Source organism: Campylobacter vicugnae (assembly GCF_002139875.1).
GTDB lineage: Bacteria > Campylobacterota > Campylobacteria > Campylobacterales > Campylobacteraceae > Campylobacter > Campylobacter vicugnae.
This window is the reverse complement of record NZ_CP018793.1, coordinates 126,255-143,458: the sequence shown is the minus strand read 5'-3', so window position 1 is coordinate 143,458 and position 17,204 is coordinate 126,255. Positions and strand designations below refer to the sequence as shown.

The window sequence follows — 17,204 nt, the reverse complement described above, 5'->3', positions numbered from 1 at the left end:
TCTTTTTTAATTCGTTTCAATTCCCTTTTTATCATACTTTATTAGTTTTTTGATTATTTTTAGTTTCAATTGTGGTATAATAATTTCCAATGAATTAGGTTACTTTTTAGGTTGCTGTATTTTTATTAGGTTACTTTTAGAGTAAATTACCATATCAAAGGCTATCTAATGGCAAATCTAAGCAAAATAGTCTATTTGTTTACTTGCACCTAGCATTTTTTTAACTTCTTTGTCAAAATCAGATTCTATATTTTGCGTTTTATTAAATACACTATACTCTGCTATGGCTTTTTGCTTAGCTTGCTGGTTAGAGACTTGGCCTTTATCTTGTAAAATATTATATTTTCTAAACTCTAAAAATTCATTTACACTACTAGCAAATTCCTCCATATTAAATATATTTCCACGCTCTACTAAATCTTCTATATAATCAAAATACCCACTAACAGCCCTTTCTAACGCTTTTATCCCTTTTTCGCTTAAATAATTTTTGGCTATTAACACATCTGATTGCAATATCCTGCCATCTGGAGAGTTTTTCCAAGTAGCTAAACCCATATGCTCTTTATCTTTATTAGCTTTTGAGTATATAATCTCTGCTGCTGTCTGTCCTGTTATTGCCTATAAGTATTTTATACCACTTTTTTACTTTTGACATTATAACATAAGCATCGCAGAAAGATTTGCGCAATGAAAATATGGAGCCTTGCAAGATAAATCTATTTGATAAGCTATTAGATAGGAATTTGTAGTTGATTATCTCAAATTTGAATTAAAATCCATATAAATACTCCAACTGGTTTTCATAAAAATTTAAAAAAATATAAAGACATTCATTAATCATAAATTTAAATTTTATTTTAAGTCATAATTTAATATTTATTATTTGTTTATATTATATAATTTTTACTCTCACCTCTAATATAAAAGGAAAATAATGCGTAAAAATATAGTGTTATCTTGTGCCATTTTGGCAGCTGTAGGTATAGGCTTAAGCGGGTGTTCTAGCACTGCTTTTTCTATTGCCAATAAACCAACAGATTTTGTTCAAGATTTTAAAACTCCAGCTTGCGATACTAAAAATTATTTAGCAGATGAGCTACAAAAAGCAAAAGATGGAGATGACCCAATCTATCTATCTATCAATGCCGCATCAGTAGCTAGAAGTTGTGGAAAATTTGAATTAAGTAATGAATTTTTGGATTTAGCAGAAGATAGCTATAAATTTGATGTGGATTTAGAAAGCACTACTAGCAAAGTTACTAAAAACGCTATAGGCGTGCTTTTAAATGATACATTTACTGATTATGATGGCAATCTATATGAGCGTATAATGGTAAATGTATATAAAGGGCTAAATTTTATGAGTTTAGGCGATTATGAAAATGCTAGAGTTGAGTTCAATAGAGCCTTGCTCCGTCAAGATAAAGCAAAAGATTATTTTGCAGCTCAAATAGCAGCCAACAAAAAAGAGCTAGAAAAAGCTAAAAAAGATGATCCAAACTACAAAGAAAATGCCAAAAACTCTAAAGTAATACAAGAGCAATATTCTCAACTATTTGCCGAGTTTAAAACAAGCGAAAAATTTACAAATCCATATGCTACCTATCTTGCATCGGTCTTTTTCTTTTTAGATGGTGATTATGCAAATTCAGCAGATAAATTCAGAGAAATAGCTATAGCAAATCCTAAAAATAGAACCTTTGCCAACATAAATAGAACCCTACAAAATAAAGCCAAAAGAACTAGAGATGATGGCAAGCGTTATATATTTTTAGCTTATGAAGATGGTCTTGGCACGATCAAAGAAAACTTTAGAATAAATATGCCTTATGTAATGTCTTCTAACAATATAGCTACACTCAATCTTGCTCTACCTACGCTAAAAAAGAGAGACGCAAGCTATAAAAATATATCCATAAACAACAATAAAGCCGCGCAAGTAAGCAATTTTGATGATATCTTTGCTACTGAGTTTAAAATAGAGCTCCCAGGGATTATAACAAAATCTATATTATCAATGGCGGCTAAATCTGCAACCAGCGCTGCTGTAGCAAATGACGGAAATGGTATGCTTTCACTGCTTACTAGCGCGACTATGTCTGCTATAAATGTAGCCGATACTAGAGTATGGCAAACTCTACCTAAAACAGCAAATATTGCTATGGTGCCAAACAATGGCTCATATACCATAAAAGATTCCACTGGCGCTACAATAGCTAGCGGCAAGGTAGATAAAAAGAAAAACGCGCTTATCTGGGTTCGCTCTATAGACAAAAAAACACAACCACAAGTAATAGTACAAGAGAGATAATATGAAAAAATTACTACTTATTATAACAATATTTGCAACACTAATTACAGGTTGCACAAACAAGACTACCGATGTGGTCTTAGAAGATTCTTATTATGATTCTAGCTTGGTAACTTTTGAAGCTATTGATCCAAAGATTGTTCAAAGCGTAAAAAAACGCTTTAATAACAATGGTCTTTTAGAGTGTGAAATAGTGTTAAAAAGCAAATCCGCAATTAATCTATCATATAAAGTAGATTGGCTAGACGAGCAAGGTTTTGTATTGAGAAATGCTATAGATGATCACTATAAAAATATTCGCTTAAATTCAAATCGTGAGCTAATTATAAACAAACTTGCACAAGATCAAAGAGCAAAAAGCTTTAAAATACATCTCACTTCAAAAGGAACAAAATGAAAAAACTTCTTTTAGTTAGTGTAGCAGCAGCTACATTTATATTTAGTGGTTGTACTCCACAACCTATGTATACAGACAACTCTGGCAATATAAACCAAGGCGACACCGCAACTATGGGCTTAAGCTCTGAAGACTTTGAACTTGCAGCTGAAACTATGATAAATAGCCTTTTAAGCGATCCAGCTTTTGCAAACCAAAAGCCAGGAGTTAGAAAAGTTGTAGCTATCGGCCGTATCAAAAACGACACAGCCTTAAGGCTAGACACTGAAAAACTAACTCGCAAAATCACTCAAGCTATGAGAAGATCTGGCAAATTCGTATTAACTTCTGCTGTAGCTGCAGGTGGGGCGCTTGATTCAATGAGCGAAGATGTCAGAGAGCTAAGAGATAATGATGAGTTCAATCAAAAAACAATAGCCAAAAAAGGCACTTTAGTTTCGCCTGATTTTTCACTATTTGGCAAAATTCGTCAAGATAATATAAAATTAAACAATGGCAAAACAAAAGTTGAGTATTTCTTTTTGCTAGGTTTAACTGATCTTACATCTGGATTGGTATATTGGGAAGATGAAAAAACAATCAATAAAGCCGGTTCAAGCAAAAGCGTAAGCTGGTAATTTATCACTCTATCTCTGCCCTAGCTTCGGCTAGGGTTTATATTTATATTAAGGATAACAAAATGAAAAAAATTATATTATGTTCGCTTGTTGCAGCTAGTTTGCTATTTGCTCAAGGAGAAAAACCAGCTGAGCTAACTCAAGCTGATATAAGTAGCCAAAATCAAATTTCAGATGCTAGCATGGTCAATGTAGAGCCAAAAAGTGTTCAAGATTCTATAGATGATTTTGCAAACGATATGGGAATTGACTGGGGAGTAACAGATGAGAAGCAGCGCACTTTCTACTATGGAACAGCAGATATACCTTTTAGCCAAAATGATAGCGATTTTGCTAAAGCCGCTGAAATCGGATACAACAAAGCTATGATATCACTGCAAGGAAACTTTATCAGAGATGCCTTTGGTAAGCATGCAGGTGAAACTATAAGTAGCTATGAAAAAGATGATTCTACAAATAAAATGGAATTTGAAGAACTGCCAAAAGGCGGAACAATGAAACAGATATTTGATAAAGTAACGCAATTAGCCGGCGCAAAATTAGATAATGAACTAAAAAAATTAGGAGTTGAGGTAGAAGGACTAACAGAAGAAAGAAAAAAGACTCTATATGCTGAAAAATTTACTCAAGATATTATGCAAAAAGCCTTTGGCAGTATGAGCGGATTAGTGCCAGTGCAAACTTACATAGCAAAAGCATCTGCTGGAGATGGGTATGAGATAGGTGTCGTTGCTGTAATGAGCAAAAAAACAAGAGATATAGCAAGGGATATGAGACTAAAAAGACCTTCATTAATTACAGGAAAAGGCAAGAAAATCACAGAATTTTTACCAAAAGACAAAGAGGGATTCTTGCAAGAATATGGACTAAGATTAGTCTATGATGAAACAGGAGCGCCTGTACTATTAAGCTATGGTCGTTGGGGAATTTCCCTAGAAGATACAAAGGGTAGATTTGCAAATAGAAAAATGCAAATAGCAGAAAATACAGCTCTTAATAAAGCAGATCAAGCGATACAAGAATTTATGAATGTTAATCTATCTTTTAGCGATAGTGTTAAAACAGGAGAAATTCTAGAAGAGACAATCACTCAAAAAACAAATCTCACAGAAGGCGGAGAACAAGTTACCAGCCAAGCTATAGCTAATATAATAGATCAAGTTAGCCAAAAAATCAGAGCTACAACAAGAGGCGATATTAGAGGTACTCGCACTATACGACGCTGGAATTTAGTAGATGAAAATGGCATACCACATGTTGGGGTTGTAAGAGCTTATTCTTATGCTTCTTATAAAAATACCACAGATATGATTTCTAATAACAACGATAATGGCAGCGCGAGTCAAATACGGACTGAAACACAGCCAGGAAATACTATAGAACGCAAATCTCGTATAGTAAATACTATAGACGATTTCTAGGAGTTTGATATGAAGCATATTTTATTTTTCGTAATTTTTGCTTTATTTGCCAGCACTTCTAGCGCCTCAGTAGTTACAAAAACAGTAACCAAAACAAGCACAGGTGAAGGGCATGGAGTAACTAGAGAAGAAGCTATAAATAATGCTATTGTAGAAGCTATTGGCAAAATGAGTGGAGTTAATATCAATTCCATTAAACAATCCAATATTATTTCAGTTAATAGCAATAGCGGCTCAGATATGGTAGATAGCTACAATGAAAATATTACTAAAGCTACAAAAGGCAGAGCTGATAGTTACGAAGTAATTGATGCTTATCAAGATAGCAAGGGTAATTGGGTAGCTAAGGTTGCTATCAAAAACTCAAAAACTACAAAATCCTACAAAGCTCCTGGATTAAGCTCTAAATCCAGGAGATCTGTGAGCGTATTTGATAGCTCTTCGCATGAATATAGACAATTAGGCGAAAGACTCAAAAAATACATAATAGCAGATCTATTAGAAAGTCGTAAATTCAATATACTTGACCGAGATAATAGCGGCTATTACGCTATGGAAAAGGCTCTTATAGGTTCAGCAGATGCTGCAAGCGATGAGATATATAAGCTTAAAAATGTAATTGGGAGTGATTATTTTTTACTTTTTAATATAGCTGGCGCTCAAGGACAAACAAAAACAAGCAATCTAACTGGCAAAACTACTGCAAAAATAGAAGTTGCTGTAGATTATCAAGTGATCTTATTTGCTACTCGCCAGATCAAATACTCAAATTCCTTAACAATGGCCGTAAATGTAAAAAACAATATCAACTCCAGTGAATCTGCTATCGCAAAAATAGCATCTAAAATAAGCCAAGATATACTAAATGCAATATATCCGCTAAAAGTAGCCGCAGTAAATGGCGGTGAAGCTGTATTTACACAAAAGCTTAATATAGGAGATGTTTATGAGTGCTTTTCACAGGGCGAAAGACTCCAAGATAGCTACACCAAAGAAAGCACATCAGACTCTAGAGTAGAAACAAAAGTCGGAACTATAGAGATCACTAGAGCAGACCCAAAGCTCTCTTATGGCAAAATTACTCAAGGTAGCGTCAAAAAAGACAATATTTGTCGCCCACTTGGTGGCGGAAGTGGCGCTGGATACAATATAGGTCGCGATGCTAATTATCAGATAAATGATGGTGGCGGAGTGAATTTAGGCTTTTGATTTCTCTACATTTTTAGCATTTGACTATAAAAATATATTAGACTTGATCTATAAAATCAAGTCTAATTTTATTCCTATCTATTTTAACAATCTAAATTTAAATAAATATCCAAATTTAAATACCGATTTTGCAAAGTTTTATATGAGAAGGCGACTCTGCTTTTATCTCTTGTAGCGTCGCCAAACGATAGTTAGTATCGTTTGACTATCACGCAAGGTAGCTTCGCTTTTATGTCTCGTAGCGTCGCCAAACGATAGTTAGTATCGTTTGACTATCACGCTACTCGTACCGCTTTAAATTACTGCTTAATCTGCAATAAGCTAGTAAGCATTTGATCGCTTGTAGTTATAGTTTTAGAGTTGGCTTGGTAGCCTCTTTGGACTACGATTAGCTGGGTTAATGCACGGCTTAAATCCACATTACTCATCTCCAAAGCACTTGCTGTGATAGTTCCACGTCTGCTAGTCCCTGCAGCACCAAATACCGGATCACCACTATTGGCAGTTTGGCTAAATATATTACCACCTCTAGTCTCTAGACCTTCATTATTGGTAAATACTGCAAGGCTTACTTGCGCTAGACCAAAGCTCCTACCGTTGCTAAAGCTTCCTATGATAGTACCAGACTCATCTATTCTAGTGCCAGTTAAATTTCCTGCTGCGTAGCCATCTTGTACGATATTATCAGTAGCACTTGGATTGTCGTTACTTCTTAGACCATTTGAGTCGCCTATCTTACCAAAGTTTAGCTCTATGTTTTGACCTGGGGCTGAGCCGTTATTTGCTGTAAATGTCAAAGTAGTAGGAGTAAATCCTAGCAATGTTCCATCGTTATTAAATCTAGCTGAGCCAGATATTACATTTGATACTGCTCCATCAGCATTTAATACACCTGGTTCTGGCACTTGAATAAGCAAAGACCACTCGGTACCATTTTCTGGGCTATAGCTGACCTTTCTCCACTCAAATTTAATCTCATGCTTAGAGCCTAGACTATCATATATCTCAGTTGTAGCTGCGTGGCTAGACATTGTAAGGTTGCTTGAGATTCTCTCGCTTGTTCCTGTGCTTAGACCACCACTAAGGCTTTTAAATACATCAGCTAGAGCTGAGTTTTCATTGATATTTTCTTCTATATTGCTATATCCAGTTACTGCTATTTGCATATTATAATCATTTATATATGTATCTTGATTTGATGGAGTTTGTTTTACGCCATTAGCATCAGTAAAGGCATTTGGGCTATCTTTTACATCTGTACCACCTTGTTGATTTTGATTGACTATAGTGTGCCCATCATTTTGTCCGTAACTTGCATCTCCTGAAGGGTTTTTAAATACGAATTGCCCCTTTTCATTTACTGTTACTTGCACTCCATCATTTAGATTTATATCTCTATATGTAGCGTTGCTATTTGTATTATCTTGATCTGCACCAGGTAAGCCATTTGCAGTGTTGTTATTAAAGTTACCATTACCATCAGCATCTCGTGGAGAGTCCCACTCAGCTGCTGCCATAGCAGCTAGCTTATCATCTGTGATTAATTCTCTTAAAGCTTCTTTTAGATCATTTACACTATTGTATTGATTTCCAGCATCAGCACCAATTGCCTCTATATCGTTTATAATATTATTTATAGACGCAACAGCTGATTCAGATATAGGCGCAGATACTACGCCCTTACCTTGAAGATTAGCAAATAAAGTTTGATCTGTAATAGCATTATTTAAATCCTCTATAGCTTGCTCTATTGTATTTTGGTTACCAGGAGCAAAACCACCTTGTCCGCCATCAATCCTAGCTATAACAGCATTTACAAAGTATGTAGCGCCATTTACTGCGTTTGATACTCTAGTACCACTATAATTGACATACTCTCTAGCGTCTGTTTGCATAGCTTTTCTTAGATCTTCTGTAGTTTTTACCACCCTTGCAGCGCTATCGCTATAGCTATGCCCTGCATTAGTACCAGCAGCTGATGAGTAGGTATATTTATATGCTGTTATTACATTTGTTGTTTGGATAGATGTAGTATCGCCTTCAAGCTTTCTAATTTTGATATTTTTAGAAGCATCGGTAGTGCCTTGATTGTTATTATTAGTTAGTTGTAATTCATTGCCATTAATTACTGTAGCACGAACCCCAGTTTGATTGGTAAATTCATTTATCTTTTTAGCTACATCATCCATTTTAGTTACAGTAGTTTTAGGTATCTCTATACCATTAATAGATATATGTATATCTAGATTATTAGCATTATTATTAAGTGGCCCAAATGTAGCCTTCGCATCAGCATAGCTAACCCACATACCTTGACCTTCTCTTAGGTTTAGCCCTTCACCAGCACCATTAAAGACTACGCCTAGATCTACGCCGGCTTCTTTAACTGCTACTTCTTTGTTTGAGTTAATATAATAGGTATTGTTATTTAAATCATTTGGATTTTTAGCCTCGCCATCATCCCATAAGCCATTGCCGTTGATATCTAAAAAGTCATTATACTGATCTAGTGTATAGATAGGAGAGTTTTTGGTTCCGATGTTTGAGCCGGAATTTAGATTGGCGATGATAGCTAGCTCACTAGTAGGGTTGGCTTCCATAGACATACCTGGTTCTATTACGATATTATCTAGTGGGCCTGTAGGATCGATTATGCCGGTATCTTCATTTCTCATCCAGCCTTGGACTATATAGCCGTTGCGATCTACGAAATTACCTTGAGAGTCTAAGCTAAAGTCACCATTTCTAGTATACATATAGGTTTTACCGCCATCAGCTGATACTACAAAAAATCCATCACCTTGGATAGCCATATCGCTTTGTTTGTCTGTAGTTTGGATTGTACCTTGCTTGAATATTTTAGTAACTGTATTTACAGTAGAGCCTAGACCAATTTGCATAGAGTTTTTACCACCTAGATTACCTTGAGGTGCTGTGGCTACCTTTTGGGTTTGACTAAAAAGATCAGCAAAACTAGCACGAGAATATTTAAAACCTACGGTATTTACATTTGCTATGTTATTACCTTCTACATCCATCGCTACTTGGTGTGCCTGAAGACCAGTAACTCCAGACCATAATGCTCCCATCATGAGTGATCCTTTGTATTTTAAAATTTATTTGGTCTTATCAAAAGCAAAATGCGTTCCAAAATTTAATTTTTTGCGATTTGTTTTGTGTGATGATAATGAGATTATCACGCATCACTCGCAATAGCACACTTCCAAAAAAGATAAAAATTTAAAGATAAATTCAACTCAAAAAAGTAAAATTTAACAGCAAAAAAGAATAAAAATAAAGGAATTTGATGGATTTTAGTAGAGCTATGGAATTATTTTCAAAAGATAGATTAGCCTCCTATGAGTTTGATATCAAGCAGCATAGGAAAAATCTAAATCTTATTGGCAGTATAGCACATAAGCTAGGATTTATCGAGATAGTGCTTAGAAACCAGCTTGATCGTTTAATGTGTCTTAAAGTTGGCGATGACTGGATAAGTAAAGATTATTCTCAAATGGTAGATAGCAAGCTGTCTCATTCGCAAAATATATCTAGACTATCACTAGGCAATATAATTTTTATTATACATAAGCAAAAATTGCTAAGCAAAATAATGAATTTAAAGGATATGGATTTTGTAAAATATGATAAATATAATAGAAATTTTTACCGTAAAAATGGGATAAAGCATAAATTTAGCAATAAAGATAAAGTAAAAATATCGCTTGATCTTTTAAAAACACTTCGAAATCGCTCATTTCATTGGGAAAATATACTTAAAATTCGTTCAAATAACGGACATATCTCACCTAGAATTACCACAGAAATTCATAATGTTTGGATAGGGTTGCACCCTGATAATATAAATATATTTTTAGATGATTTGTTACGAGAATTTGGCAGTGATTTATTAAAATATGTGAATGAAAGATAGGGCGGAGCGGAAAATCCGCTACTCCGTCGCCCCTACGAACTTCGACAAGATTATACTTAAATTTGACTTAATTAGCGCTGAATATTATTTTGCGGTAGAAAAATCTCTTTGTTTATCAAGGCTTATTAAGAAAAAATTTTATATTTATAGGATTTTAATGAATTTATTTTGTGGTAATTTTGCTAAAATTATACAATGTAAAAAGCAAATTTAAAAAGCCCCGTAAAGCATAGCTTTAACGGTAGCTTATTATCGCAATAAAAATATAAAATTATATATTAAACTATTTCCAGCCTAATTCTTTATAGATTTTTTGTGCGTTTTCTAGCTCATTAGCAACTTTATTAAGCGATATGCTATCTTCTTTAAATTTGCCTAATGCTGTAATCTCTTTGCTTGGTTTAGCATCTTTATTTACTGGGTATTCGTGGCTTGTAGATACTAAAATCTCTTGAGCCTCTTTGCTTAGCATAAACTCGATAAATTTAATAGCTGCGTCTTTATTTTGGCTAGATTTTAAAAGAGCGATTCCAGTGATATTTATATGAGTTCCACGGCCATCTTGATTAGGGAATATCACGCCTAGACTTTTGGCTGTTTCTTGGTCGCTTTGCTTTTTAGAATTTAGTAGCGTGATGATATAGTAGCTATTCATCACACCTACTGCTCCAATGCCTTCATATACGCCACGAGCTTGTTCTCTATCGCCGCCTTTTGGATCTCTAGCTAGATTATTTAGAGTTCCTTTGGCCCACTCTTTGGCTCTGTCTTCGCCATCATTTGCAATGATAGATGCTAGTAAAGATCTATTAAATGATACATTTGAAGTACGCATTAATAGCTTGCCTTTTAGCTCTGGCTTTGCTAAATCTTCGTAATTTTGGATTAATTTTGGATCAATTGCCTTTTTGTCATAGACGATTACTCTAGCTCTTTTAGATAATCCTATCCATTCGTTATTTTTATCTTTTAAATTTGCTGGGACGATGGAGTCTATGATTTTAGATTTAGCTGGAGCAAGCTTGTCATCATTTTGCAATTTGGCAAATGTGCTTACATCCATACCCATAAATAGATCAGCTTTAGAATCTGGTGCGTTCATTTTAGCCATTTGCTCTTTATCTTTGATGATATTGATTTTAATACCTGTTTGGGATTCAAATATATTAGCAAGTTTTGGATCTAGTCCCTTGCCACTATATAAATTTATCTCATTAGCTAAAGCCATACAAGCAAAAGCCGCAGTTAAAAGTAGTTTTTTCATCTATTTTTCCTTTTGTTGATTTGATCGTAAAATAGTAGCTAAAGAATACTTATAATAATATTAATTATCAAAATTATAAATTCTTTTTTATTGATATAAAAAGCGATAATAGTTGTATTATGATTATTGGATTTAATAGAATGAAATTTGATTTATGGATAAAAGGCGGAGCCTAAGCCCCGCCCTATTATCTAGATTAGTCAAGAACCTTATAGTTGTAAGGTTTGTTGTTTTTATCTAGCTCTAAAAGTTTAGCATCTGGACCATCATTTATATTATGATGTTCATAGTAGCGATCGCCTGCTTTATGGTTTTTACCTGTGCTTTGGCGAGCGTCATTTAGATCAACTTTATAGCGAATATCGCCTGGGTTTAGTTTTTGAATATCTTCAAAACCTAGGTTGCTAGTTTTAAAATCGCTAAATCCGTATTGTAGCGCTATTTCAGCTAGTTTAGTTTGACCCATTCTAGCCATTTCTAGAGCTTGAAGTAGCATTCTGCTAGCTTCTCTTGGGCTGTGGAAACCTGTTGAGTTTTCAGCACCTATGAAGTCACCTCTCATTTGACCTTTTCTATGTAACTCTAAAACTTCTTTTAGCACTGCAGATATTTTCTTATCATCTGCTTTGCCATCTTTTTGGAATTCAGGTAGAGTTGCAAGTCTATCACGCATATTTTTGATATCGTTGATTAGGCTTACTGTAGCATACTCCACAGATCTTAGATCAAATGCGATTGATCTTTGGATATCAGTGATTTGCGCTTTTAGGTACTCTTCGCTTTGAGTATGGCAGCTTTTACAAGCAGCGTTGATATCTTTAAGCGGAGAAGTTACATTGTGATTTGTCATTTTGCTTGAGCCTTTTCTTACATATGGCATATGACAATCAGCACAACTTACACCATTTGCTGCGTGAACTGAGCTTGAGTATAGCTCTGTTTCAGGGTGTTGGATTTTTAGCATTGGTGCTTTAGTAATTTTGTGAGCCCAATCTTGTGGGAATATGCTGCGAGTTGAGTTTTCATCATAGTACTCATCAAACATTTCAATTCTAAATGGCTCATTTTTACCCCATTGTTTCCATGGGAATACTAGCTCAATACCTGCAACTTCAATTTCAGTAGCTTTGTTGCCATCTCTCCAGCTATCAAACTCATCATAAGTTTTTTGAGTGCCGTTCCACCATTTTTTGCTAGTATCATTAGCGATTGTTTCACCGATAGTTTTTACTTTCTCACCAGTTGGGCGGAAGTAGTATTCAACGTGGCATTGCGCACAAACTAGAGTTCTCATTTCACTTCTTGTAGCTTTAACACCAGTTACTGGATCTGCTTCGTAGCCTCTCCATTTTGTTAAAGCGTTAATTAGAGCTGTACGAGTTACACGAAGTTCCATTGTGTTTGGTACGTGACAATCAGCACAGGCAACACCCATTCTTTTACCGCCGTGAGGGCCGCTATGTTCTGGGCTATTTTCTGCTATGCCTTCTAGAGCTGGTACATTTTTGATCATTGTCCAGTATTTAGCACTGTTAAATGATACCCATTTTTCACGAGGTGTATCGCCTAGAGCAGCGTTATTTTCTAGCCATTTTGTCCAACCGCTGTGGCAGTTCATACAAGCAGCTGGCTGACCACCAAAACCTGCAAAACCGTGTGAATTTAAGAAGTCTTTATTGTTTCTTGCTGTATCCATTTGATCTACTTGGATCCAGAAGTGGCCGCGTTCTTCATTTGCGTCCATAGAGAATGGATATCCAGCCCATAAAACTGTAAGTTGTGGATATCTAATTAGTTTAGAATATGCGTGGTTACCACCAAATTCAGTCTCAAATGGTGCTTCATTTTCAACTGCTGAATACATATCTACATATTCAGGGAAATTTTTACCCCAAACATCAAAGCGTGGATCATCATCGCTCATATTCACCACTTCTTTAGAGACTACGCCAGCCATATCAGGCTGAGCTTTTTTGCTTGAAATGTCTTTGTTAAATAGCACAAAGCCGATCAAGACAACAATAGCTAATACCGCCAAAAGAGCCTTTTTCATACTCTTATCCTTTCTATAAAAGTTAAATTTACTTTGTTATCAAAGTATTTAAATCAGCCTTAAAATCCGCGTGTATGACCTACATTAGCATGGCATTTTACACAGCTTAGCTGTTCATTGGCATGATTTACAGTTGTTGTTGGATTTACCACTACTGATACCATTTGAGAGTGACAGCGTACACAGTTTGCTTGTACCATATTTTTACTCATTTTAGTCGCAGTGAAATTTTGCGGTAAATCATCTAGATTAAAGGTAAATGCATAAGCGTGAGAAACACCACTTTGAGCTTTGGCTATCCATTTATTTACAAACTCATTTGGTAAATGGCAGTCATTACAGCTTGCAATTGGCTTGCCGTTAATCTCTCTTGAGTGTGGGCTTTTACGCCAGCTAGCATATACATCATTCATAACATGGCAGTTGTTACAGGCTGCACTATCATCGCTAAAATACGACATACCTTTGGCATTATAAAAAGTATATCCAGCACCTGCAATGATAATTACTAAAACAACTAAAAACCACATAAATGTAGAGTTATTACTATTACCTTGCACTTTATCCTCCTTCCCAAAAAGATAAAAATGTTAAATGAAATTGTAATGAAATTTAATTTTTTTGTCAATTAAATTAAACTTAAAATACGATTTTAGCATATTTTGGAGTATATTTTTTGCTCAAAACTTTGCTCAAATTTGGTTTAATTTTGATTAATATAATTTTTATCTGATTATATCAAACTACGGCTTTATCTTGCCATTTTTTGCTTTTCCAACGCCATGCATTAGTGATACCACGCAGCGCCTCATCAGCACAAAATCCAATCCAAACACCTAAAATTCCAAGTCCAAAATTAAAACACAAAATATAACCTACTGGAAGCGAAACCCCAAACATAAATACAACTCCGCTATAAAAGCAAAATCTCGCATCTCCACTAGCACGAAGTGAATTAACCATTATAATATTAAATGTTCTAGCAACTTCTAAGAATATAGATAGAGTAAATAGTGGAATCATTAGCTCTTTTAATTCTATATTTAAATTTAACGCACTCATTGTCTGCTGATTAAATATAAAGTTAGCAAGTGCTACTAAAAATGATGCTAAAATACTTATATATAAAGCACGCCAAGTGTGTTTATATGCTATTTGTAGTTTTTTAGCACCTACTAATTTGCCAATTATTATCTCATTTGCTATACTGATTGCTTGACCAATTAGCATTATAAATAAAGAAATTTGAAAATATATGGTTTGGACGCTCAAGCTCTCCTTGCCAAGACTAGCTACAAAACCAAAAGCAATAGTATATTGAATAATCCATAATAGATTCTCCCCAGCTGCCCAGCCACCAATTTTTATAATTTTATTAAATACATCACGCTCAATTTTTATAAATTCTTTTATCGTAGGTTTAAATTTAAGTAGGCAAACTAGCATAAATACCAAAATAATAATAGCTACAACACGCCCTATAATCGTAGATAACCCTACGCCAAATAGCTCACTTTGCGTATAATGCAACACATAGTAATTGCCAATAACTGTAATGCCGTCCATCAATACAGTTACTAACATCACGCTATAAGCTCTATTATAAACACGAATTATTGATGCCAAAACTATCCCAACAGCATCAAAAAATAGGCAAATTCCAAGCATATGCAAGTAGATTATACTTTGGCTCATTAGCTCTTTTGGCACATTCATTAATTCTAAAATCCAATCTCCATGCCACAAAATACCTATTGAACAAACTAAACCTAAAATTGAATTTAAAAATAGACTTTGGTGGATTACCTTTCTAGCTAGGATTTTATCTTTAGCTCCAATTGCTTGAGTGATGACAACTGAACAACCGATACTTAAAAATGCAAAAATAGTTATAAAAATATCAAGAATTTGATTACCAGCACCCATAGCTCCAACTAAAAAATTTGAGTATGCAGCGACCATTAAGGTATTTATAATCAGCGATAAATAACGCAAAAATAGTTCAAAAAATATAGGAATACTAAGAGCTTTTAAGGAGAGTTGTTTGGTAGCCATTTTGCACCTGATAATAAAATTAAAGCCACTATTTTATCAAATTTAAGATAAAAAGCTATTTATGTGGTGTAATTATCTACAATTGCATTTGGGAATTATATAAATTTTGGCTACAATACTGGCTTTTAATCTACAAAAGGATAATACAAATGCTATTAAATCGCAAACTTTAGTATATTGCTATTGTTAATGCATTGCTTTTTGCTTTGCTTGAGCCTAGCATAGAGTGGGGATTAAAGCAATTTATTAAGATATTTTTCCAAACTTTTGGGCTATTTTTTTGTCTATTTTATCTTTTTAGCTTTTTACCAATTAAATTTAAAAATATTTTAGAGACTTGTTTTGTGTTAATTTATGCATTTATTGGTATTGTTGAGATATTTTTATTTATCAATTTTTCAAACTATCTAAATCCAATATTTTTTGATACGCTTTTAGCCTCGCAAGCAAGTGAAGCTGCTGAGTTTATGCAAAGCTATTTTAGTTTAAATGTTGCTTTGGCTCTATTTGGCTTTATTGTGGCTTCTATTTTATTTTTCTATTTTCCTTTTAAATTTAATCCAAAACCACTAAATTCAAAAGTATATTTTATCCTTTTTCTTATCATATCAGTTGCTATTTTTTCAAAAGGGACAAAATATTTAGAAGATGAGAGGCTAAGGCTTGGCGGATGGTTTTTAACTATCAAAGATGGAATAACTGAACAAAACAGGTATCTAAATGAATTTAGAGCATTAGCTAAAACTCTAGATACTCAAATGCAAAAAGATTATAATCTAACTACAACTCTTAATATCCCAAAAGTCGTGCTAATAATTGGCGAATCTACTCAAAGAAACTACCAAAGTCTATATGGGTTTAGCTTGATACTACGCCAAATTTAAACTCTTTTAAAGATAGTGGTAATCTATTTGAGTTTAGCGATACTATTTCGCCTGAGTCATATACCAATCCAGCTTTAGCAAAGCTACTAACATTTAGCAACTATGAAAATAGCCAAAGCATAAAATGGTATGAACATATGAATATCATAGATCTAATGAAAATCGCTGGATATAAAACGCAGTGGTTTAGCAATCAAGAGGCTGTGTCTATATGGGGTAATATACCTGAGGTTATATCTGATCGTGCTGAGATTAGAGAATTTACTAGGGTTGCCACTAGTCTTGAGTTAAAAAATAATTTTGATGAAAAGTTATTAGAAGTGTATAACAAATATAGAGTTCAAGCTGATAAGGAATTTCATATATTCCATCTAATGGGAACACATATGAGCTATGCTAATAGATTTGATAAAAATAATAAAATATAAAATATTTTGATATGGATGAGCTTAAAAACGCTAATTTAGATAAATATCCAAATGGTGATAAAATCAGCAATAAAGGGCTAAAAGAGAAGCTAGATTATATCAACGCCATAGCTTACAATGATTATGTAGTAAGCGAAATTTTTAAACTCTATAAAGATGAAAATGCGATTATCTTTTATATTAGCGATCATGCTGATGAAGTATATGACTTTAGAGAATCTAAGGGGCATAACTCTGCTAAAGCATCTAGATATATGATTGAAATTCCATTTATGATATATCTTAGTGATAAGGCTAAAAATCCACAAATAATAGAAAAGATCAAAAAAGCCCAAAATAAGCCATTTATGAGCGATGATTTTATCCATGGATTTATGGATATTTTAGGTATTACAAGCGAGGATTTTGAGCCTAGTAGGAGTATATTTAGTGATGAATTTAACACTAATAGAGTTAGAATCTTTTCTGGCAAGGATTATGATAAAGAGTTAAAAAATTAATTAAAATAATCTCAAAGCCTACCAAACAAGGTAGGCAAATTAATTCTTTCTATTTATAAATAAATCAAATTCAATTAAAATTATATTTATAAGCTAAAAAATAGAAAAAATTTAATAATTATTAGGAT

Annotated in this window: 15 protein-coding genes and 1 pseudogene; 9 read left to right on the top strand and 7 right to left on the bottom strand. The window is 33.9% G+C overall.

Annotated elements, in window-relative coordinates; genetic code table 11:
* Nucleotides 1-177: 177 nt before the first annotated feature.
* Nucleotides 178-618, bottom strand: a complete 441-nt coding sequence (rhuM, locus tag CVIC12175_RS00790) for a RhuM family protein (protein WP_086257176.1) — start codon at nt 616-618, stop codon at nt 178-180.
* Nucleotides 619-937: 319 nt separating this feature from the next.
* Here rhuM and CVIC12175_RS00785 point away from each other — a divergent pair, with 319 nt between their 5' ends.
* The 5 genes from CVIC12175_RS00785 to CVIC12175_RS00765 all read left to right on the top strand — a co-directional run bounded on the left by CVIC12175_RS00785 (nt 938) and on the right by CVIC12175_RS00765 (nt 5,958).
* Nucleotides 938-2,314, top strand: a complete 1,377-nt coding sequence (locus CVIC12175_RS00785; RefSeq protein ID WP_236861080.1) for a COG3014 family protein — start codon at nt 938-940, stop codon at nt 2,312-2,314.
* A gap of 1 nt (nt 2,315) precedes the next feature.
* Entirely contained in the window at nt 2,316-2,711 is a 396-nt protein-coding gene (locus CVIC12175_RS00780; RefSeq protein ID WP_086257177.1) for a YcfL family putative periplasmic lipoprotein, read from the top strand.
* Complete coding sequence (lpoB, locus tag CVIC12175_RS00775) at nt 2,708-3,328, top strand: penicillin-binding protein activator LpoB (protein ID WP_086257178.1); 621 nt, start codon at nt 2,708-2,710, stop codon at nt 3,326-3,328. Before CVIC12175_RS00780 ends, lpoB begins: the two co-directional genes overlap by 4 nt.
* 62 nt (nt 3,329-3,390) lie before the next feature.
* Nucleotides 3,391-4,749 carry a DUF6844 domain-containing protein gene (locus CVIC12175_RS08455; protein ID WP_096030566.1) on the top strand — a complete coding sequence of 453 codons (1,359 nt, stop codon included), beginning with the start codon at nt 3,391-3,393 and terminating at the stop codon, nt 4,747-4,749.
* 9 nt (nt 4,750-4,758) lie between these two features.
* Nucleotides 4,759-5,958, top strand: coding sequence for a hypothetical protein (locus CVIC12175_RS00765; protein WP_086315776.1), 1,200 nt, complete (start codon nt 4,759-4,761; stop codon nt 5,956-5,958).
* A gap of 299 nt (nt 5,959-6,257) precedes the next feature.
* On the opposite strand, the gene CVIC12175_RS00760 is transcribed toward CVIC12175_RS00765, so the two are convergent.
* Nucleotides 6,258-9,050 carry a flagellar hook-basal body complex protein gene (locus CVIC12175_RS00760; protein WP_192940158.1) on the bottom strand — a complete coding sequence of 931 codons (2,793 nt, stop codon included), beginning with the start codon at nt 9,048-9,050 and terminating at the stop codon, nt 6,258-6,260.
* A 215-nt stretch (nt 9,051-9,265) separates the two neighbouring features.
* On the opposite strand from CVIC12175_RS00760, the gene CVIC12175_RS00755 reads away from it, so the two are divergent.
* A complete protein-coding gene (locus CVIC12175_RS00755; RefSeq protein WP_086315775.1) occupies nt 9,266-9,892 on the top strand; it encodes a DUF2400 family protein in 627 nt (208 codons plus the stop codon).
* A gap of 283 nt (nt 9,893-10,175) precedes the next feature.
* Here CVIC12175_RS00755 and CVIC12175_RS00750 read toward each other — a convergent pair whose 3' ends face one another.
* The 4 genes from CVIC12175_RS00750 to CVIC12175_RS00735 form a co-directional block, all read right to left on the bottom strand.
* A complete protein-coding gene (locus tag CVIC12175_RS00750) occupies nt 10,176-11,156 on the bottom strand; it encodes an extracellular solute-binding protein (RefSeq protein ID WP_086315774.1) in 981 nt (326 codons plus the stop codon).
* Nucleotides 11,157-11,352: 196 nt separating this feature from the next.
* On the bottom strand, nt 11,353-13,209 hold the full coding sequence (locus CVIC12175_RS00745; RefSeq protein WP_086254872.1) for an ammonia-forming cytochrome c nitrite reductase subunit c552: 1,857 nt from the start codon (nt 13,207-13,209) through the stop codon (nt 11,353-11,355).
* A gap of 59 nt (nt 13,210-13,268) precedes the next feature.
* On the bottom strand, nt 13,269-13,739 hold the full coding sequence (gene nrfH / locus CVIC12175_RS00740) for a cytochrome c nitrite reductase small subunit (protein ID WP_086257200.1): 471 nt from the start codon (nt 13,737-13,739) through the stop codon (nt 13,269-13,271).
* Nucleotides 13,740-13,947: 208 nt separating this feature from the next.
* Entirely contained in the window at nt 13,948-15,264 is a 1,317-nt protein-coding gene (locus CVIC12175_RS00735; protein ID WP_086315773.1) for an MATE family efflux transporter, read from the bottom strand.
* Between the two features lie 194 nt (nt 15,265-15,458).
* Here CVIC12175_RS00735 and CVIC12175_RS00730 point away from each other — a divergent pair, with 194 nt between their 5' ends.
* Nucleotides 15,459-16,148 (top strand): LTA synthase family protein, encoded by a 690-nt coding sequence (locus tag CVIC12175_RS00730; RefSeq protein WP_086315772.1) that lies wholly within the window; start codon nt 15,459-15,461, stop codon nt 16,146-16,148.
* On the opposite strand, the gene CVIC12175_RS08705 is transcribed toward CVIC12175_RS00730, so the two are convergent.
* Entirely contained in the window at nt 16,123-16,248 is a 126-nt protein-coding gene (locus tag CVIC12175_RS08705) for a hypothetical protein (RefSeq protein ID WP_257789267.1), read from the bottom strand. The two genes, CVIC12175_RS00730 and CVIC12175_RS08705, sit on opposite strands and share 26 nt — an antisense overlap.
* Here CVIC12175_RS08705 and CVIC12175_RS08695 point away from each other — a divergent pair.
* Nucleotides 16,190-16,576: pseudogene (locus CVIC12175_RS08695) on the top strand (sulfatase-like hydrolase/transferase); the annotation flags it as partial. The gene CVIC12175_RS08705 and the pseudogene CVIC12175_RS08695 sit on opposite strands and share 59 nt — an antisense overlap.
* A gap of 11 nt (nt 16,577-16,587) precedes the next feature.
* Nucleotides 16,588-17,076 carry a sulfatase-like hydrolase/transferase gene (locus CVIC12175_RS08690; protein WP_086315770.1) on the top strand — a complete coding sequence of 163 codons (489 nt, stop codon included), beginning with the start codon at nt 16,588-16,590 and terminating at the stop codon, nt 17,074-17,076.
* The last annotated feature ends 128 nt before the right edge of the window (nt 17,077-17,204 follow it).